Here is a 16,894-nt window from a genome sequence, read left to right as displayed (position 1 = left end):
ACCGTTCACCCGGAAGGTGCGTCCGTTCTGTGCGATGTCTTGATCTAAGCAGTCAGATCATCGCAGGTCGGAGGCACCTTCTTCATTTATCGATCTTCGGAGTGAAATTCCGGCTGAATAGCCGAGGTCAAGGATCAGCTGGCGTCGCATGCGAGCGCTGACGCCGTCCTGCACCTGCTGGGGCGAGGCTCCGGCCAGATCGCCCCGGAAAACCGCCTGCGCGTAGTCCTCCGTCTGGAGCAGGCCGGGGACCAGAAGAGGGTCCCAGCTTCTCAGTATGCGGGCCGCGGGTTCGATCTCGTCGGTCCAGCGCAGGTACCACCCTGGCCCAGAGGGGGAGGCGATGCTGCGGCAGAGGCGGGAGAAGCGGTCTCCTGTGCCGAACACCTGGTCGCATCCGACGGCGAGATCGGGCTTGGGGGTGCGGTCGCCCTTCTCGATGTGGGCGATGAGGGATGACGAACAACCCAGTCGCCTGCCGAGGGCGACCTGGGTCAGACCATGATCTCTTCGAGTTCGCGCCAGCTCTTTGCCGAAGCGCTGAACCGGCGTCAGACGCGGATCAAGGTCCTTCGCCATGTCCATCCCCACCTGTTCGTCCCCAGCGGCTTGACAGAAATTGACATCGATTGACACCTGGCCCCCATGAAGGTGGCCTTTAGGGCTCGATTGTGCATGCCCGCTGCCTGCAAGTTAAGCACCTGCAAGGGCAAACTGAATGCCAAAGCTTTCCGCTTTCGCGCTGGCCGTGACATGGAATGCACAGCCCGGCGACTTGTGTGGATGCTTCGTGACAGATTCCGAATTCACGGAATTCGGAAATTCCGGTTATTGAGGTGAGGGTGCGATGACGGTCACGACGTTGGGTGGCCATGGGCCTCGGACAGGCACCGGCGAGAACGTACGGAATCTCCGCATCGCGGAAGGATGGTGAGTCCTCATGACAGTTCACCCCGCGTTCGAGCGTCCGCACGCGAGGATCAAGGTGTGGTCGATCCGCGAGCTCGACGACTGTGCCTTGCTTCCCGGGATGGCCCGCCGAGAGCTTAGGAGCTGGGTAGGTGAGCATCCGGCTCTCGGGGACCTCCACCTCATCGCCTCCGAACTTGTGACCAACGCGCTGGTTCACGGTGACGGGCCGTGGGTGCGGATGGGCCTGCTTCCGGTGGAGGAGGGACAGAGGTGTTACTGGCGACTGTCGGTCGCGGATCCCGGCCTGTCGAGGGCCGTTCCGCTGCCTCGCACGCCAGGTCCCGGGGAAACGCGGGGCAGGGGTCTGTGGGTCGTGGACGACCTCACTCGTGGATGCTGGGGGACGTACCGCACCTGGGTCGGCGAGCGGGTGGTATGGGCCCTGCTTCCACGATGACGGAGGGCCGCGGCGCGCCCCACTGTGGATAACTCGACGTCATCCACAGAATCTCGTTCCCCTCACTTCCACCCCGCCGACCTTCCCTGACCATAAGGGCCTCACCGCTTCGACACTCGTCTCGATCCGTACGGAGGCCGCTCATGAAGCTCACTTTCCCGTTGCCCCGCACCCTGACATCCCGGTTCGTCGTAGCCATGGAGCACCTGACGTTCGACGCCGATACCTTCGTGCCCTGGCGGGTCGGCGACCCGCACAGAAAGGCCGCGATCAGCGCTGTGCGGCGCGGGGCCCTGACCCTGACCCATCACCCGAGCCCATGGAGACCGACCGGCGCCACCCTCGGCGACGAGGAGAGACGGCTCCTGCGGCGGACGAAACACCATGTCGTCGTGTCCGCCACCGCGCCGCCGCACAGGCTTCCGGCCGGCGTGCAGGCGGCCAGGGCCGCGGCCAGAGCACTGGCCCGCGAGTGCGACGGGCTGCTGATCGATCCCATGACCGGCGCCGCCATCCTCACCTGCGGGCGATGCCCCGGCGAGCCCGCGACCTTCCACCTCAACGACGACTGGCTGGCCTGGGACGTCCAGGTCCACGAGGCCGTCCCCTGCCCGCCCTGGGATCCGGCGGGGAAGGGCGACTGCTCCTGCCTCCGGGTGACCTCGCGCGGGCTGCGCCGGTTCGGCCTTCCTGAGATCACCCTCGACGGTGCCGCCTGCGCCCACAACCTGTGCGCGACCAACCTCCTGCGTACGGTGGCCCACTGCCTGGTCACCGACCATCTGGCCTACGTCACGACCCATCCGGGAGCCACCCGGCGCACGATCGACGACTTCCTGCACATCCAGCCCGACGGCGGCCTCCCGTTCCGCGTCCGGCTGACCCCGTACGAAGCCGGCGCGGTGGGGCCCAGCGGCGTCCGGCGGCTGAAGGTCGGGCCCGCGCCGGGCACGGGGCGGATCACCTGCCTCAAGGTCGGTCCGCCCTCGGGCTTCACCGGCTCCACCAACGACTGGCTCTGCGCCACCCAGGGCACCTCCCACGCCTCACTGGCCGACGCCCACCCTCCAGGTTCGGCCCTGGCCGCGTGACCGGCGATCCACCTTCGGGTCCCGGCCTCGTCGCCTGACGGCCTGACCACCCTTCCCACCAGTGACCCCAGGCCGCCACTCTCACGTCGGCCCTGGCGGCTCCCGGAGCCGGTCAGCGGCTGAGGATCTGCTGCATGACCCGCTCCAGGGTGGCCGCCGGGTCCTCGACGGGATCAGGCGAGCGCCATGCCACATACCCGTCAGGCCGGACCAGTACGGCGCCGCCCCTGTTGACGCCGTAAGCCTGGCCGAACCGTCCTTCCACGTCCATGAGCTCGACGTCCACGAGGAGGCGCATGAGCTGATCGCGCGTGGCCCGACGCCGAACGCCTTGGGCTGGATGGAGGTGCCCGGGTGCCGTTCGACCGGGGTCACCGGCACTCCGCGCCAGACCAGGAGCGTCTGGGCGGCCGTCCCGGTCGCGGGGCTGCCCCGGCTGCGGGACGCCCCGGCCGGGCGGTCATTCAGCGCCGAGCAGGCGGAGCAGGCTGATGCGGAGCGCCTCGTCGGCCTCCTCGTCGGGCAGGCGCCCGGCGGTGCGTTCCTCGCTCGCGGCGTGGCTCAGCGTGATGGTGGCGGTGACCAGCCAGCCGACCGGAAGGTGATGGTCGAACTCCCCCGTCCGCAGACCTCGCTCGATGACGCGCCTGAGCCGGTCGGCGACCGCCCTGTGGCGGGCCTGGTCCTCTTCTGCGGGAACGGGCAGCGTGCTGAGCACCTGCATCAGTACGGGATAGCGCCCGGCCGTCCTGGCGCCGGCGTCGATCAGCCGTAGCAGCGCGTCCGCGGCCGGCCCCGTGTCGAGGCCGGCGGCGTCCATCTCGGCCACGGTCTCCTCGGTGAGCCGGTCGAGCACCGCCGCCAGCAACCGCTGGCGCGAGGGGAAGTGGGCGTAGACGGTCTGGCGGGTCACGCCCGCGGCGGTGGCGATGGCGTCGACGCTGGCGTGGGGCCGGGCGTTGAGCAGCCGGATCGCCGCGTCCAGGATGACCGCCCTGCTGCGCCGGGCGTCGGCGCGGCGAGCGCGGGCCGGGGATGAACTCAATTCTTACACCTTGCCAAAGTTGACCACGTATGCATATCTTACATGCTGTCAAAGTTAATACGATCGACGGGAGCCCACGTGCGTCCACTCAGTGACAGCGACCCCAAGGAGTTCATCGCCGGGTTCTTCACCTCCTTCTCCGAAGAACTCCTGCGCGACGACGAGGATCCGGCGGCGATCGTGGACCGCTATCACACCAAGGACATCATCGAGACAGCCGACGGTCACCGGATGGACCGGGACAAACTCATTGCGCACACCCGCCCGGTGCGCAAGAACCGGCCCATCAGCCGTATGGAGGTGCACGAGGCAGTGGCGGACGGCGACCGGATCGCCGCGCGCTATACGTTGCACGTGCAGCAGCGTAAGAAGGAGTTCGCCATGGAGGTGTACTTCTTCGGGCAGTTCGCCGGCGACGGGCGGATGCGCAGGGCGCACATGCTCACCCGCACCGTCCCCGCAGGAGAGAAGGGCGACCAGGCGACTGCGGCGCTCGGCGAACAGGCGGCGCCAGCGTGATCAACAGCATCTACACCGTGCTCGGCATGGCGTGCGGGCACTGCGCGGACGCCGTCACCGAGGAGCTCGAACGCGTCCCCGGCGTCACCGCCGTGGAGGTGCACGTCGAGGCGGACCGAGTCTCGGTGACCAGCGACCGGGAGCTGGACCTCGCGCAGGTGCGCGCCGCCGTCGAGGAGGCGGGCTACGAGCTCACCGCCCACAACACGTGAGGTGGCGATGCGCGGTCTTTTCTGATGAGCGAGGTTCCAGGCGTGCCGGCCGTCACTCCTCGCGCAACCGTACGTCCGGGGCCGAATCGTGGACGGCGCCATGCCCGGGTGGGTCGTCGTGCGGATCCGTGGCCTGGTCGAGGAGGTGGTGCAGACGCCGCAGGACGCGTAGCTGCGCGGGGTTGTAGAACTCCGCCGCCGCATGTGCCATCGCGTTCCCAGCCAGTTCCGCTCCCCGTGGTGAATCCGCCACCGGGCCGTTCGACCGCGGGTGCTCTTCCCGCATCCTGAGGACCGCCGGCAGGATGCGCTCGGCAAGCCGGTCGATCGTGGCATCGTCGGTGTCCGGGGGAAGGGCTTCGAACTCCTCGCCGGTGTCGTCCCGCACCGTGATGATCCGGCGCAACTCCTCCAGGCCCTCCTCACTGAACACTGTCGAATAGACCATGAACAGGGACTTGTTCGTGTCGGAGAGGTCTTGAGCCAGAGCCGCGAACCCGGGCGGCACATGGATCGGCGCGCGATGGCGCAGGATGAGGGTCAGCTCCGTGCGTACGCGACTGAGCCGTTCGATCGTCGCCTCCAGTTCGGCGTCCAGCGCCTGGACCCTGGCCAGGACGCTCCGCGGCAGTCTGCTCACCGTCGAGGGCGAGCAGCACGGCGCCCTCATGGCCGGCAACGCCTGCGTCAGCAGGACCGTGGCCGCCTACCTGGTCGCCCTGAAGTCCCCGTCCGAAGGGGCCCGGTGCAAGCTCTGAGCCATCGGTTCCGGTGCGCACACGATCATGATGGCGTAGGGTCCGTGTGCGTCCGGCCGCCCCGCTGATATCAGGAGAGGTGGCGTTCCAGGGCCTCCAGCTTGGAGGTCATGCCGTCCGTGACGCCTTCGCGGAGGTCGGCCTTCAGCACCAGGCTCACGCGGGGGGCGACCTCCGCCACCGCGTCCACCGCGCGCTTGACGACGTCCATCACCTCGTCCCACTCGCCCTCGATCGTGGTGAACATCGCGTCGGTGCGGTTGGGCAGCCCGCTGGAGCGGACCACCTGGACGGCGCGGGCGACGGGCTCGGCCACCCCTTCACCGACGCCCAGCGGGGTGATGGAGAATGCGACGATCACTGTGTGCCTCCTGCGATGGACGACCGATTCGCGCAGGAGCCGCTCCCGCTGCTCCGCGCCATGCCGGGCCCTCGATCGTATCGGCAGCTGCGCGAAGAGCCACGACGCCGTCGAACGCCGTGGCCGCCGCTGACCATTCCGGCAAACGTCACCCGTGGTCGTGCTCTTCTTCCTCTTCCTCGCTGGGGCCTTCGGACGGCTCCACGCCCAGCACGGCCTCGCGGGGCTCGATCTCGGTGATGTGGTCGACGAGCTGCAGCACGTGGTCGGGCTCGATCAGCCACTGCAGCGCGGAGGCACCGGAGTCGTCGGCGGAGACGAGCTCGGCCTGCTCGGTGCGCTCCTCCTCGGAAAGGTCGGCGTCGGGATGCCGGATCTCGGCCAGCGCCGCCGCCTGCAATGCGTCCACGTCGAGCACCTCGACGGTCAGCTCGACCGTCAGACGCAGGAACTTCGGTTCATCAGTCATGGCGACGATGTTAGGGGAGCTTCCACTCCACAGGCGCCGCACCTTGCTGAACCAGCGACTCGTTGGCGCGGCTGAACGGCCGCGAGCCGAAGAAACCGCTGCGGGCCGACAGCGGCGAGGGGTGGGCGGACTCGACGCGCGGCACGTCGCCGAGCATGGGCGCCAGGTTGCGCGCGTCGCGCCCCCACAGGATGGCGACCATCGGCTTGTCACGCGCGACGAGGGCGCGGATGGCCTGCTCGGTGACCTGCTCCCAGCCCTTGCCCCGGTGGGAGGCGGGTTTGCCGGGCATCACGGTCAGCACCCTGTTGAGCAGCAGCACGCCCTGCTCGGCCCACGGCGTGAGATCGCCGTTGGCCGGGCGGGGCAGGCCGAGGTCGCTCTCCATCTCCTTGTAGATGTTGACCAGGCTGCCCGGCAGCGGCCGCACGTCGGGCGCGACGGAGAACGACAAGCCGACGGGGTGGCCGGGCGTGGGGTAGGGGTCCTGGCCGACGATCAGCACCTTGACGTCGTCGAAGGGCTGGTTGAAGGCCCGCAGCACGTGCCCGCCGGCAGGTAGGTACTGTCTGCCCTCGGCGATTTCCCCGCGCAGGAACTCGCCCATCTGGGAGATCTGCGCGGCGACGGGCTCAAGCGCCCGCGCCCATCCGGCCTCGACGACTTCATGAAGGGGACGACCAGCCATGGCCGTGAAGCTTAGCCATGTCTGGTACGGCTTGTGGGCGAAACGCGGTCGCCCGCCGTACCGGAATGATCACATTGGTACGGCGGGCGCCCGCGAGGTCACTTGACCGAGCCGGCCATCATGCCCTGGACGAAGTACCGCTGGAACGCGAAGAACAGCACCAGCGGGATGATCAGCGACAGGAACGCGCCGGACGACAGGATGTCGACGTTCGACCCGAACTGCCGCATCTGGGACTGCAGATATTTCGTCATCGGCTGGTTGCCGGTGTCGGCGAAGACCAGCGCGATGAGCATGTCGTTCCACACCCAGAGGAACTGGAAGATGCCCAGCGAGGCGATGGCGGGCTTGCCCAGCGGGAACACCACCGACGCGAAGATCTTCCACTCCGACGCGCCGTCCATCCGGGCCGCCTCCAGCAGCGAGCTCGGGATGCCGACGAAGAAGTTGCGCAGCAGGAAGATCGCGAATGGCAGCCCGAACGCCACGTGGAACAGCACCACGCCGGCGATCGAGCCGAACATCTGGGCGGCGCCGTAGAGGGAGGCGACGGGGATCAGCGCGATCTGGATCGGCACGATCAGCAGGCCCACCACGATGAGGAACGAGGTGTCGCGGCCGGGGAAGTCCATCCACGCGAACGCGTACGCCGCCATCGCCGCGATGCCGATCACCAGGACCGTGGTAGGCACGGTGATCAGCACGGTGTTCCAGAAGGACGCCGTGAAGCCGCTGCCCAGCAGGTTGGCGTAGTTGGCGATGGTCAGCTCGGCCGGCTTGGTGAAGATGGTCCACCAGCCTTCGGCGCTGTTGACCTGCGACGTACGCATGGAGACGACGAGCAGGCCCAGCGTCGGCACCAGCCAGAAGAGGCCGAGCAGCACCATCACGACCTGAACCGCCCCGCCGCCGAGGCGGTCGACGAGCTTTCCCGCGAGGCTCCTGCGCGGCGCTCCCGCCCGCGTCTCGGTCGGCGCCGTGACCGTCGCCGTGGTCATGTGCCCCTCCCTGTCGTTGGGCTCGCTCACGTGTCTTCCCTCCTGAACCGGCGGATGTTCATGATCATGAAGGGAAGGACCAGGATGAGCAGGAAAATGGCCAGCGCGCTGCCCAGGCCCTGGTTGTTGCCGCCGCCGAACGACACGCGCCACATCTCCAGCGCGACCACGTTCGCCTGTGGCTGGACCGAGGCCGGCGCGATGATGAAGACCAGGTCGAACACCTTCAGCGTATTGATGATCATCGTCACGAAGACGACGAGCAGCACCGGCGAGAGCAGCGGCACCGTGATCTTGCGGAACACCTGCCACTCGCTCGCGCCGTCGATGCGGGCCGCCTCCAGCGCGTCACGCGGGATCGCCGCGAGCCCGGCCGCGATCAGCACCATGGCGAAGCCGGCCCACACCCAGACGAACGCGCCGATGATCGCCGGGGTGATGAGCGTGGGGCCGAGCCAGCTCAGACCGCCGTAGGCGGCCTCGAAGTTCGAGGCGGGCAGCCGTACGACGTAGGAGCCGGCGGGCAACCCCTCGAAGGCGAAGGAGCCGTCCTCGGCCGTCGTCGCGGTCGCGGCGACCTGGCCGTCGCGCACCGCCTCGACGGTCATGCCGGGCAGGCCCTTCTCGGCGCCGTCCACCGCGTTGTTCGTGCCCCCGCCTCCGGGGGTGAAGTCGAACCACACGGTGCCCTGGAGCCCGTCGCCGCCCGTGGGCGTCCTGGCGGGCTGGGCGTCGCCCGGCATCAGCTCCGGCTTGACGCCGACGATCGGCACCAGCACCGGCTGACCCGCCTGGGCGGGCTGCTTGGTGACGACCGCGCCGCCCTGCTCGGCGACAGGCGACTCCTCGCCCCCGCGCGGGCGGGCCTCCGGATAGCCCTGCGAGGAGGAGAACGTGTCGTGCACCGTGGTGAGCACGGCGTTGGCCAGGCCCTTGTCGGGGCTCTCCTCGTAGACGAGCCGGAAGATCACGCCGGCCGCCATCAGTGAGACGGCCATCGGCATGAACACGATCAGCTTGAACGCCGTCGCCCACCTGATCCGCTCGGTCAGGACCGCGAAGATCAGGCCGATCGTGGTCACCACGATGGGCGCGACCACCACCCAGATCAGGTTGTTGCGGATGGTGGTGAGGGTGCCGGCGTCGGTGAAGATCGTGGTGTAGTTGCCCAGTCCCACGAACCCGTTGCCCGTCGCGTCGAACAGGCTCCGGAAGAGGGAGTAGGCGATCGGATAGATCACCCAGATGCCCAGCAGCAGCGCCGCCGGGAGGAGGAAGGCGATGGCGACCGCCGGCGAGGGGCCGAGGCGTCGTTTGCGTTGGGGGGTTTCAGCCGGTCCGGTGGAGGGCCCGCCCGCGGTGTCCGCGGGCGGGTCCTGCGGGCCGTCCAACCGTTCGGTCACGGCCTTACCTCTTTACTTCCAGGCCTTCTCGGCCTCGGCTTCGAGCGCCTCCTGGGCGCCCTTGACGTCGCTGGGCTTGCGCAGGAAGTCCTGCAGCACCTTCCACTCGCCCTTGCCGTCGGTGCCGCCGAACGCGCTGGGGGCCAGGTCGGACATGTCGTAGCGGACGGCGTCGCCGGCCGAGACGATCGTCTGGCCGAGCTGCTTGGTCAGCTCGTCGGGGTAGTTGTCGGGGGAGACGTTCTTGTTGGGCGACAGGTAGCCCGGCAGCTTGGCCCAGACCTCGCCGCCCTCCTTGGACGCAAGGAACTGCAGGAGCGCCATGGCTCCGGGGGAGTCCTTCATGGCCACCGCGATGTCGCCGCCGAGCACGACCGGGGCGGTGTCACCGACCTTGGGGAACGGGAAGTATTTCGCGTCCTCGCCGACCTTGGCGCCCGCCTGGTCGGCCTCGACGGCCACGAAGTCGGCCTCGATGACCATGGCGGCCTTCTTGGTGCCGTAGACCTTGCTCACGCAGGAGGGGAAGTCGGTCTGCATGGTGCCGGAGACGCCGTCGACCAGGAACTCCTCCTTGCTCACGATCTGCTGGATCTTCTCCAGCGCGGTGGCCACGGTGGGGTCGGTCCAGGGGATCTCGTGCTTGGAGAGCTTGTCGTAGTTCTCCGGGCCCGCGGTGGAGAGGTAGACGTTCTCGAACAGGTCGGTCAGCGTCCAGCCGGAGGCGCCGCAGAAGGAGAACGGCGGCGTGCCGGAGTCGGCGACGGTCTGCGATGCCTTGACCAGCTCGTCCCAGTTGGTCGGCGCCTGCACACCCGCGTCCTCGAACGCCTGCGAGCGGTACCAGACCAGCGACTTGTGCGCCGCCTTGATCAGTACGCCGTAGACCTGGTCGTCGGCGGAGCCGAGTTCCTTCCAGTAGGGGGTGTAGTTGGTGTCGATCTCCTTGATGACGGCGTCGTTCAGCGGCTTGAGCGCGTCCTGGTCGGCGTACTGCTGGACGAGGCCGGGCTGCGGCAGGATCGCCACGTCGGGCGGGTTGCCGCCCTGGATGCGCGGGCCGAGGTAGGCGCCGGTGTCCTCGCCGGTGGAGGCGTAGGTGACCTTGGCGCCCGTCTTGTCGGTGAAGGCCTTGAGCACCTGCTCGAAGTTCTTCTGCTCGGCGCCGGTCCACTTGGCGGCGACCTCGAGGGTCACGCCTTCGAGCGTCTTGTCGCCGCCGGCCGGCGCGGACCCCGAGGCGGTGGGCTCCGTCGTCGTCGGCGCGTTGCCGCAGGCGGCGACCGCTACCGCCAGCCCGGCCAGGATCGCTGCTGCTCTGCTTCTTCGCATGGCTGCCTCACTGGGTTCTGATGATCTCTTCGAGTTCGGACTTCATGGAGGCCGCGACGTCGTCGGCGGACTCGGTGTCGGGGTTGCCGAGCGCCTTGGCGACCGAACTGGCGATCACCAGGCTCAGCTGGTTGTAGTTGGCACTGACCGGCCGGGTCTTGGCGGCGAGGATGCTCTCCTTGAGCACGGGCAGGTAGGGGAAGCGCTTGATCAGGGCGGGGTCGTCGTAGAGCTCGGTCCACACGGGCGGGAACGAGCCCTCGGTGAGCACCCGGCGTTCGTTCTCCAGGCTCGTGAAATAGCGGATGAACTGCTGCGCGGTGTGCTGGTGCCTGGAGAAGGCGCTGACGGCCAGGTTGGCGCCGCCCAGCGTGCTCGACCCCGGCCCGTCGAGGCCCGGCAGCCTGGTGACCGCGACCTTGTCGCCCAACCGGGCCTTCGCCGGTCCGTACGCATGCGGCCAGTTGCGGGCGAAGGCCAGCCTGCCCTCCTGGAAGGCCAGGCGCGACTCCTCCTCCTTGTAGCTCAGTGACTCCTCGGGGATCCAGCCCTCGCGCAGCCCTTGGAGCAGGAAGCCGAGCGCGGTCGCGCCCTGGGCGGGGTCGAGGGTCACCTCTTTGCCGTCGCGGCTGACGATCTGGCCGCCGGCCGACTGGACGGCCTCGGAGAAGTTGACCGTGAGCCCTTCGTACGCCAGGAACTGCCCGGCATAGCCGTCTATGTCATGGTTTTTCGTGATCTCTCGTGCTTGGTCGCGCAGCTCGGCCCACGTCTTCGGCGGCTTGCCGACCAGGTCGGTCCGGTAGTACAGCAGCCCCGCGTTGCTCGTGTAGGGGACGGCCCAGAGTTTGCCCTTGTAGACGGCCGTCTCCACGACCGGCGGCAGGAACCTGTCGAGCGGGAACAACCCGCGCTCCAGGGGGATGATCCAGCCGTTCTCCGCGAATTCGGCGGTCCACACCACGTCGAGCCCCAGCACGTCGTAACGGCTGCTCTGGGCCTGGAGGTTGGCCACCATCTGGGCACGTTGCTCGTCGGCGGCCTCGGGCAGCTCCAGCAGCGTCACCTTCTCGGCCGGGTGGGCCTGGTTCCAGCGGTCCAGCAGCGGTTGCAGGTAGGCCGTGGTGTCGCGTCCGGTGGCGAACGTGATGGGCCCGGTGCCGCCCGTCCCCGTCGTGCCGCCGCCCTGGTCGCCCGCCGCCGCGCATCCGGCCGTGAGAGCCACGGCCAGCAGGAGCGCGAGCGGACGATGCACTCTGTTTCCTCCGTGTGTTCAGAGGGTTTACATTCGTGTTAGGTAGATGCATTCATGTTATGCACAGCGGTAATCTGTAGGTCAACGGATATCTTCGTAACGCATGCGTAACACAGCGGGGAGGTGGGGCGGTGCGGCTTCACCTGCTGGCGCTCCTGGCCAAAGAGCCGGCTCACGGCTACGAGCTCAAGCAAGCTCTGGAGCAGACCTTCGGCAGCGCCTATCCCTCCCCCAACATCGGCCAGATATACGTGACGCTCGGCAGGCTGGAGAAGGACGGCCTGGTCAGGGCGGTGGGAGTCGAGCAGTCCAACCGGCCCAACAAGAAGGTCTACTACCTGACGGCCAAGGGCCGCGAGCACCTCACCACCTGGGTCGACGAGCCCACCGAGGGCCCCCGCGTGCGCGACGAGTTCTTCATGAAGCTCGTCCTGGCCCCGCTGACCGGCATCGCCGACCGCATGGCGCTGATCAACAGGCAGCGCCGCCACTACCTGTCGCTCATGAGCGACCTCAACGACCTCCTCGACCGCACCTCACCGACCGACCGGGTGGCGATACTCCTCATCGAGGGCGCCATGCTGCACCTCCAGGCGGATCTTGACTGGCTGGAACGTTGCCAGGAGGATCTGGCATGAGCACCGTGCTGAAAACGGTCAATCTGGTCAAAATCTACCAGGATGGTGCCATCCCCGTGCCCGCGGTGCGCGGGGTGGATCTCCAGGTCGAGCCGGGTGAGTTCGTCGCGATCATGGGCCCGTCCGGCTCGGGCAAGTCCACGCTCGTCCACATGCTCGGCGGGCTCGACGCGAGGACGAGCGGCGAGATCTGGCTCGACGGCAAACGTGTCGACACCCTCTCCGAGAGCGCGTGGGCGCTGCTACGGCGCAAGAAGGTCGGATTCGTCTTCCAGTTCTTCAACCTTGTCGCCAACATGACCGTCGGCGACAACGTCGAGCTGCCCGCCCTGCTGGCCGGGGTCTCGCCCAAGGTGGCCCGCGAGCGCAGGGAGAGCCTGCTCGGCGCGCTCGATCTGACCGACAGAGCCGACGCCGCCCCCGCCCAGCTCTCCGGCGGCGAGCAGCAGCGGGTCGCGCTGGCCAGGGCGCTGGCCAACGAGCCCAGCCTGCTGCTGGCCGACGAGCCCACGGGCAACCTCGACAGCCGCAACACGCGCGACGTGCTCCGCCTGCTCGGCGAGGTGCACAAGAAGGGCCAGACCATCGTCATGGTCACCCACGACGCCCGCGTGGCCGCCCTGGCCGACCGGGTGGTCTCACTGTTCGACGGGGAGATCGCCGACGACGGCCGCATCGCCCGCAGACGTACGCGCACGGCCGGTGAAGTGATCGACCTGCGGTGAGCGAACAGTGCGCGACGACGACGCGACCGGCGGGCGGCCGGTGAGCACCGCGCTGGCGGGCAGCCGGTGGATCAGGGCCGACCTGCGGGCCAGGAAGGCCCAGGCGGTGCTGACGGTGCTGGCCGTGGCCGGCATCGTGGCCGCGCTGATCACCGCGGCCACCCTGCTGGAGGACGGCACCAACCCGTGGCGGAGCCTGTCGGCCCAGACCGACGGCGCCCACGTGTGGTTCTACACCGGCGACAGCCCCGAGGTCGCCCTGGGGGGCATCGACGGCGTGACGCGGATCGCGGGCCCGTACCGCTCGGCGCCCGTGACCGTGGCCCAGGACGGCAAGCGGGAGCCCGCCGCGTTGCGCGCGATGCCGGAGACGCCGGCGCGGGTGGCGCACCCGCTGGTGGCCGACGGCGACTGGCTCGACCCCGCCCAGCCGGACGGCGTGGTCGTCGAGCGGTCGTTCGCGTCCTCGCTGCGGCTCGGGGTCGGGGCGCCCTTGACGATCATCGCGCTGAGCGGCGAGCGCCACACCCTGTACGTACGCGGCATCGCCGACACCGCCGAGCACGGCTTCTACCCCGAGTGGACGCCGGGCCTGGCCTACGTACTGCCCGTCACGCTCGACCGGATCGAGCCCATGCCGGGCCGCAGCGAGTGGGTGACCGGGCTGCGCCTGGCCGACCCCGAGGCCGCACAGGTCGTCTCCCAGCGCGTGGTCGTCATGCTGGAGGAGCGGCTCCAGCGTGTCTACACCTGGCGGGAGGTGAGGGGCGCCATGGAGCTGGACAACCGGCTGCTCGGCACGCTGCTCGCGCTGTTCGGGGTGGTCGGGCTGGTGGCGGCGGCGCTCGCGCTGGCCAACGCGGCGGGTGGCCGGGTGCTCGGCCAGCTGCGCGACCTGGCCACGCTCAAGTCGATGGGCTTCACCAGGGGCCAGGTCACGCTGCTGCTGGTGGTCGAGCACGGCGCGCTCGGCCTGCTCGGGGTCGCGCTCGGCGCGGTGGCTGGCTGGGGGGTGATGGCCGTGACGCTCGGCCCGACCTCCGTGGCGCCGATGCCGGTGCTGGCCATCGTCGCGGGCACCGCGCTGGTGGTGCTGGCCGCGGTGGGGCTGCCCGCGTGGCGCGGCGGCCGCACGCCGCCGATCCCCGCGGCGCCCGCCTCGCCGCCGCGCGGCCACCTGTCGCGGCTGGCCAGGATGGCTCTCCTCGTACGCCTCCCACCGGCCCTCGTCCTCGGCACCAGGGACGCGTTCACGAGGCGGGTGCCGGCGTTCCTGACGGCGTTCGGGCTGGCCGTACCGATGATGATGATCACGATCGGCCTCGGCGTGTGGGCCACGCTCGACAACTTCCTCAGCCATCCCGAGCAGGTCGGCCAGCACGCCGGCCTGTACGTCAGGCCGGGCAAGCTGGAGGCGTCGGAGGCCAGGCGCATCGCCGGGCGCGACAGGGACGTGGCCGCGGTCTATCCGGGCACCGACGTCAACGCCCTGGCGCCGGGGGAGGCGCGTTCGGTGCGGGTGCGGGCCATCGGCAGCTCGACGCAGCCCTACCCGTTCCCCGTGGTGGAGGGCCGCAGCTATGCCCGCCAGGGCGAGGCCGTCGCCGGGCAGGGCCTGCTCGACCTGCTCGGCATCAAGATCGGCGACCGGGTGCGGCTGACGGTGGGCGGCTCGCCGCTGATCGTCAGGATCGTCGGCAGGACCGTCGAGCCGGACCAGGACGGCGTGGTGCTGTCGGTGGGGCTGGACAGCCTGGCCGCCAAGGACTCCGTACCGCCGGAATACTACGCACTCGCGCTCAAACCGGGCACCGACCGGGCGGAGGTGCGGGGGCGGCTGCTGGCGGAGTCGGCCGAGGGCCTGGACGTGCAGGCCGTGGTCAACCCGGCGGACCGACTGTCGATCATCAGGGTCGTGATCGTGGCCCTGATCGCCGTGCTGGCCCTGATCGGCCTGGCCAACCTGCTCACCGCGAGCGCGCTGGGCCTGCGTGACCATGCCTTGGACCTGGCCGTGCTGAAGGCCATGGGCCTGACGCCGCGGCAGGTCATGGCCACGCTCGTGACGGGCACCGGGCTGCTGGTGGTGCTCGGCGTCGGCGCGGGCGCCGCCGTCGGCGCCTCCGTCGTGACCTGGCTGATCGACCTGCAGGGTCACACCAGCGGCGTGGGCGCCGGCATCGGCCGGCCGCCCTCGCCGCTGACGCTGGCCGTGGCCGTGCTGATCGCCGTGGGCACGGCCCTGGCGGTGGCGCTGATCCCCGCCCGCCGCGCGGCCCGTGCCCAGGTGCCGGTCACCGCGCGCTGACGGGTTCGCTCACCGAGCCCGCCCGCGCCGGCTCCTCCCGCTTCAGCGCGAACCAGTAGAACCCGTGGCCCGGCAGCGTGAGCAGGTAGGGCAGCTCGCCGATCGGCGGGAATCGCACCCCGCCGCGCGCCTCGACGGGGACCATGCCCTCGAAGCGGCGCAGGTCGAGTTCGACCGGCTGCGGGAACTTCGACAGGTTGTTGACGCACAACATCGCGTCGTCGCGGTCCTCGCGCACGTAGGTGAGCACGGACGGGTTCGAGGACCACATCTCGGTGTACGCCCCGACCCCGAACACCGGGTGCCTGCGCCTGATCTCCAGCATCTTGCGGGTGAAGTGCAGCAGTGAGCCCTCATGGCGCTGCTGGGCCTCCACGTTGACCGCCTGGAAGCCGTAGATCGGGTCCATGACCGCGGGCAGGTAGAGGCGTCCTGGGTCGGCGTTGGAGAACCCGGCGTTGCGGTCGGGGCTCCACTGCATCGGCGTACGGACCGAGTCGCGGTCCTCCAGCCAGATGTTGTCGCCCATGCCGATCTCGTCGCCGTAATAGATGACCGGCGAGCCCGGCAGGCTCAGCAGCAGCGCCGTGAACAGCTCGATGCGGTCCCTGTCGTTGTCGAGCAGCGGGGCGAGGCGGCGCCGGATGCCGAGGTAGGCCCGCATGCGCGGGTCCTTGGCATATTCCTTGTGCATGTAGTCGCGTTCTTCCTCGGTCACCGTCTCGAGCGTGAGCTCGTCGTGGTTGCGCAGGAAGATGCCCCACTGGGCGGACTCGGGAAGCTTCGGCGTGAGCGACATGATCTCGGAGATCGGCTCGCGGGTCTCCTTCTTCACCGCCATGTAGATGCGCGGCATCAGCGGGAAGTGGAAGGCCATGTGGCACTCGTCGCCGCCGGTGGTCGGGTCGCCGAAGTATTCGACGACGTCCTCGGGCCAGCCGTTGGCCTCGGCCAGGAGCACCCGGTCGGGGTAGAGCCGGTCGATCTCCGCGCGGATCTTCTTCAGGTAGGCGTGCGTCTCCGGCAGCCCGGCGCACGCCGTGCCCTCGCGCTCGAACAGGTAGGGCACCGCGTCCAGCCGGAACCCGTCGATGCCCAGGTCGAGCCAGAACCGCAGGACCTCCAGCATCGCCTCCTGCACCGCCGGGTTGTCATAGTTCAGGTCCGGCTGGTGGTGGAAGAAGCGGTGCCAGTAGTACTGCTTGCGCACCGGGTCGTAGGTCCAGTTGGACTCCTCGGCGCCTATGAAGATGATCGGCGCGTCGGGATAGGCGCCGGGGTGGTCGGACCACACGTAGAAGTCGCCGTACGGCCCTTCGGGGTCGTGCCGGGAGGCCTGGAACCAGGGGTGCCGATCGCTGGTGTGGTTCATCACCAGGTCGGTGATGATCCGCAGGCCGCGCTCGTGGGCCCGCTCGATCAGCTGGACGAAATCGCCCAGATCCCCGAAGTCCGGGAGGATCTTCATATAATCCGAAATATCGTAACCGCCGTCGCGCAGCGGCGACTCGTACAGCGGCAGCAGCCACAGACAGTCCACGCCCAGCCACTCGAGATAGCCCAGCTTCTCGATGAGACCGCGCAGGTCGCCGGTGCCGTCGCCGTTGGAGTCCTTGAACCCCCGGACGAGGACCTCGTAGAACACCGCCCGCTTGTACCAGGCTGGATCCTCCGAGACGAACGCCTCGGAGATCGGCTCCGGTGTTGGGGATGCGTTGATCAT

General features: G+C 69.1%; 20 protein-coding genes. 8 read left to right on the top strand and 12 right to left on the bottom strand.

Going from position 1 to position 16,894, the window contains the following annotated elements; all coding sequences use genetic code 11:
- Window positions 1-57 precede the first annotated feature (57 nt).
- Window positions 58-636 carry a helix-turn-helix domain-containing protein gene (locus E1267_RS20050; RefSeq protein ID WP_132334109.1) on the bottom strand — a complete coding sequence of 193 codons (579 nt, stop codon included), beginning with the start codon at window positions 634-636 and terminating at the stop codon, window positions 58-60.
- 304 nt (window positions 637-940) lie between these two features.
- Between E1267_RS20050 and E1267_RS48200 the strand changes: the two genes are divergently transcribed.
- Both E1267_RS48200 and E1267_RS20045 read left to right on the top strand, forming a co-directional pair.
- Window positions 941-1,369 carry an ATP-binding protein gene (locus E1267_RS48200; protein WP_484213942.1) on the top strand — a complete coding sequence of 143 codons (429 nt, stop codon included), beginning with the start codon at window positions 941-943 and terminating at the stop codon, window positions 1,367-1,369.
- Between the two features lie 143 nt (window positions 1,370-1,512).
- The gene (locus E1267_RS20045; protein WP_132334108.1) at window positions 1,513-2,460 is read left to right on the top strand and encodes a hypothetical protein; all 948 of its coding nucleotides are present in this window, start codon (window positions 1,513-1,515) and stop codon (window positions 2,458-2,460) included.
- 112 nt (window positions 2,461-2,572) lie between these two features.
- Here E1267_RS20045 and E1267_RS20040 read toward each other — a convergent pair whose 3' ends face one another.
- Window positions 2,573-2,758, bottom strand: a complete 186-nt coding sequence (locus E1267_RS20040; protein ID WP_132334107.1) for an aromatic-ring hydroxylase C-terminal domain-containing protein — start codon at window positions 2,756-2,758, stop codon at window positions 2,573-2,575.
- 162 nt (window positions 2,759-2,920) lie between these two features.
- Window positions 2,921-3,505, bottom strand: coding sequence for a TetR/AcrR family transcriptional regulator (locus E1267_RS20035; RefSeq protein WP_132334106.1), 585 nt, complete (start codon window positions 3,503-3,505; stop codon window positions 2,921-2,923).
- Window positions 3,506-3,583: 78 nt separating this feature from the next.
- Here E1267_RS20035 and E1267_RS20030 point away from each other — a divergent pair, with 78 nt between their 5' ends.
- Window positions 3,584-4,024 carry a nuclear transport factor 2 family protein gene (locus E1267_RS20030; protein ID WP_132334105.1) on the top strand — a complete coding sequence of 147 codons (441 nt, stop codon included), beginning with the start codon at window positions 3,584-3,586 and terminating at the stop codon, window positions 4,022-4,024.
- The gene (locus E1267_RS20025) at window positions 4,021-4,236 is read left to right on the top strand and encodes a heavy-metal-associated domain-containing protein (protein ID WP_165959695.1); all 216 of its coding nucleotides are present in this window, start codon (window positions 4,021-4,023) and stop codon (window positions 4,234-4,236) included. The genes E1267_RS20030 and E1267_RS20025 overlap by 4 nt, the downstream gene beginning before the upstream one ends.
- Before the next feature lie 52 nt (window positions 4,237-4,288).
- Here E1267_RS20025 and E1267_RS20020 read toward each other — a convergent pair whose 3' ends face one another.
- Window positions 4,289-4,744 (bottom strand): hypothetical protein, encoded by a 456-nt coding sequence (locus E1267_RS20020; protein WP_132334104.1) that lies wholly within the window; start codon window positions 4,742-4,744, stop codon window positions 4,289-4,291.
- A 40-nt stretch (window positions 4,745-4,784) separates the two neighbouring features.
- On the opposite strand from E1267_RS20020, the gene E1267_RS20015 reads away from it, so the two are divergent.
- Complete coding sequence (locus E1267_RS20015; protein WP_220449580.1) at window positions 4,785-4,994, top strand: alpha/beta hydrolase; 210 nt, start codon at window positions 4,785-4,787, stop codon at window positions 4,992-4,994.
- 70 nt (window positions 4,995-5,064) lie between these two features.
- Here the strand turns inward: E1267_RS20015 and E1267_RS20010 are convergent, their stop codons facing one another.
- The 7 genes from E1267_RS20010 to E1267_RS19980 all read right to left on the bottom strand — a co-directional run bounded on the left by E1267_RS20010 (window position 5,065) and on the right by E1267_RS19980 (window position 11,500).
- Window positions 5,065-5,355 (bottom strand): MTH1187 family thiamine-binding protein, encoded by a 291-nt coding sequence (locus tag E1267_RS20010; protein ID WP_132334102.1) that lies wholly within the window; start codon window positions 5,353-5,355, stop codon window positions 5,065-5,067.
- Window positions 5,356-5,503: 148 nt separating this feature from the next.
- Entirely contained in the window at window positions 5,504-5,824 is a 321-nt protein-coding gene (locus E1267_RS20005; protein WP_132334101.1) for a hypothetical protein, read from the bottom strand.
- Window positions 5,825-5,834: 10 nt separating this feature from the next.
- Window positions 5,835-6,512 (bottom strand): uracil-DNA glycosylase, encoded by a 678-nt coding sequence (locus E1267_RS20000; protein ID WP_132334100.1) that lies wholly within the window; start codon window positions 6,510-6,512, stop codon window positions 5,835-5,837.
- A gap of 98 nt (window positions 6,513-6,610) precedes the next feature.
- The gene (locus E1267_RS19995; RefSeq protein WP_132334114.1) at window positions 6,611-7,510 is read right to left on the bottom strand and encodes a carbohydrate ABC transporter permease; all 900 of its coding nucleotides are present in this window, start codon (window positions 7,508-7,510) and stop codon (window positions 6,611-6,613) included.
- 26 nt (window positions 7,511-7,536) lie between these two features.
- The gene (locus E1267_RS19990; RefSeq protein ID WP_132334099.1) at window positions 7,537-8,913 is read right to left on the bottom strand and encodes an ABC transporter permease subunit; all 1,377 of its coding nucleotides are present in this window, start codon (window positions 8,911-8,913) and stop codon (window positions 7,537-7,539) included.
- A 12-nt stretch (window positions 8,914-8,925) separates the two neighbouring features.
- Window positions 8,926-10,245, bottom strand: a complete 1,320-nt coding sequence (locus E1267_RS19985; protein ID WP_132334098.1) for an ABC transporter substrate-binding protein — start codon at window positions 10,243-10,245, stop codon at window positions 8,926-8,928.
- 7 nt (window positions 10,246-10,252) lie between these two features.
- On the bottom strand, window positions 10,253-11,500 hold the full coding sequence (locus E1267_RS19980) for an ABC transporter substrate-binding protein (RefSeq protein ID WP_246064047.1): 1,248 nt from the start codon (window positions 11,498-11,500) through the stop codon (window positions 10,253-10,255).
- A 131-nt stretch (window positions 11,501-11,631) separates the two neighbouring features.
- Between E1267_RS19980 and E1267_RS19975 the strand changes: the two genes are divergently transcribed.
- From E1267_RS19975 to E1267_RS19965, 3 genes are read left to right on the top strand one after another with little or no spacing between them, the layout of a single operon-like run.
- Window positions 11,632-12,138 carry a PadR family transcriptional regulator gene (locus tag E1267_RS19975; protein WP_132334097.1) on the top strand — a complete coding sequence of 169 codons (507 nt, stop codon included), beginning with the start codon at window positions 11,632-11,634 and terminating at the stop codon, window positions 12,136-12,138.
- A complete protein-coding gene (locus E1267_RS19970) occupies window positions 12,135-12,863 on the top strand; it encodes an ABC transporter ATP-binding protein (RefSeq protein WP_132334096.1) in 729 nt (242 codons plus the stop codon). Before E1267_RS19975 ends, E1267_RS19970 begins: the two co-directional genes overlap by 4 nt.
- A 7-nt stretch (window positions 12,864-12,870) precedes the next feature.
- Window positions 12,871-15,171, top strand: a complete 2,301-nt coding sequence (locus E1267_RS19965; RefSeq protein ID WP_246064045.1) for an ABC transporter permease — start codon at window positions 12,871-12,873, stop codon at window positions 15,169-15,171.
- Here the strand turns inward: E1267_RS19965 and treS are convergent.
- A complete protein-coding gene (treS, locus tag E1267_RS19960; protein ID WP_132334095.1) occupies window positions 15,158-16,894 on the bottom strand; it encodes a maltose alpha-D-glucosyltransferase in 1,737 nt (578 codons plus the stop codon). The two genes, E1267_RS19965 and treS, sit on opposite strands and share 14 nt — an antisense overlap.

Source organism: Nonomuraea longispora (assembly GCF_004348345.1).
Classification (GTDB): Bacteria; Actinomycetota; Actinomycetes; order Streptosporangiales; family Streptosporangiaceae; genus Nonomuraea; species Nonomuraea longispora.
The sequence above is the reverse complement of the archived record's forward strand: the minus strand, read 5'-3'. Positions and strand labels throughout refer to the sequence as shown.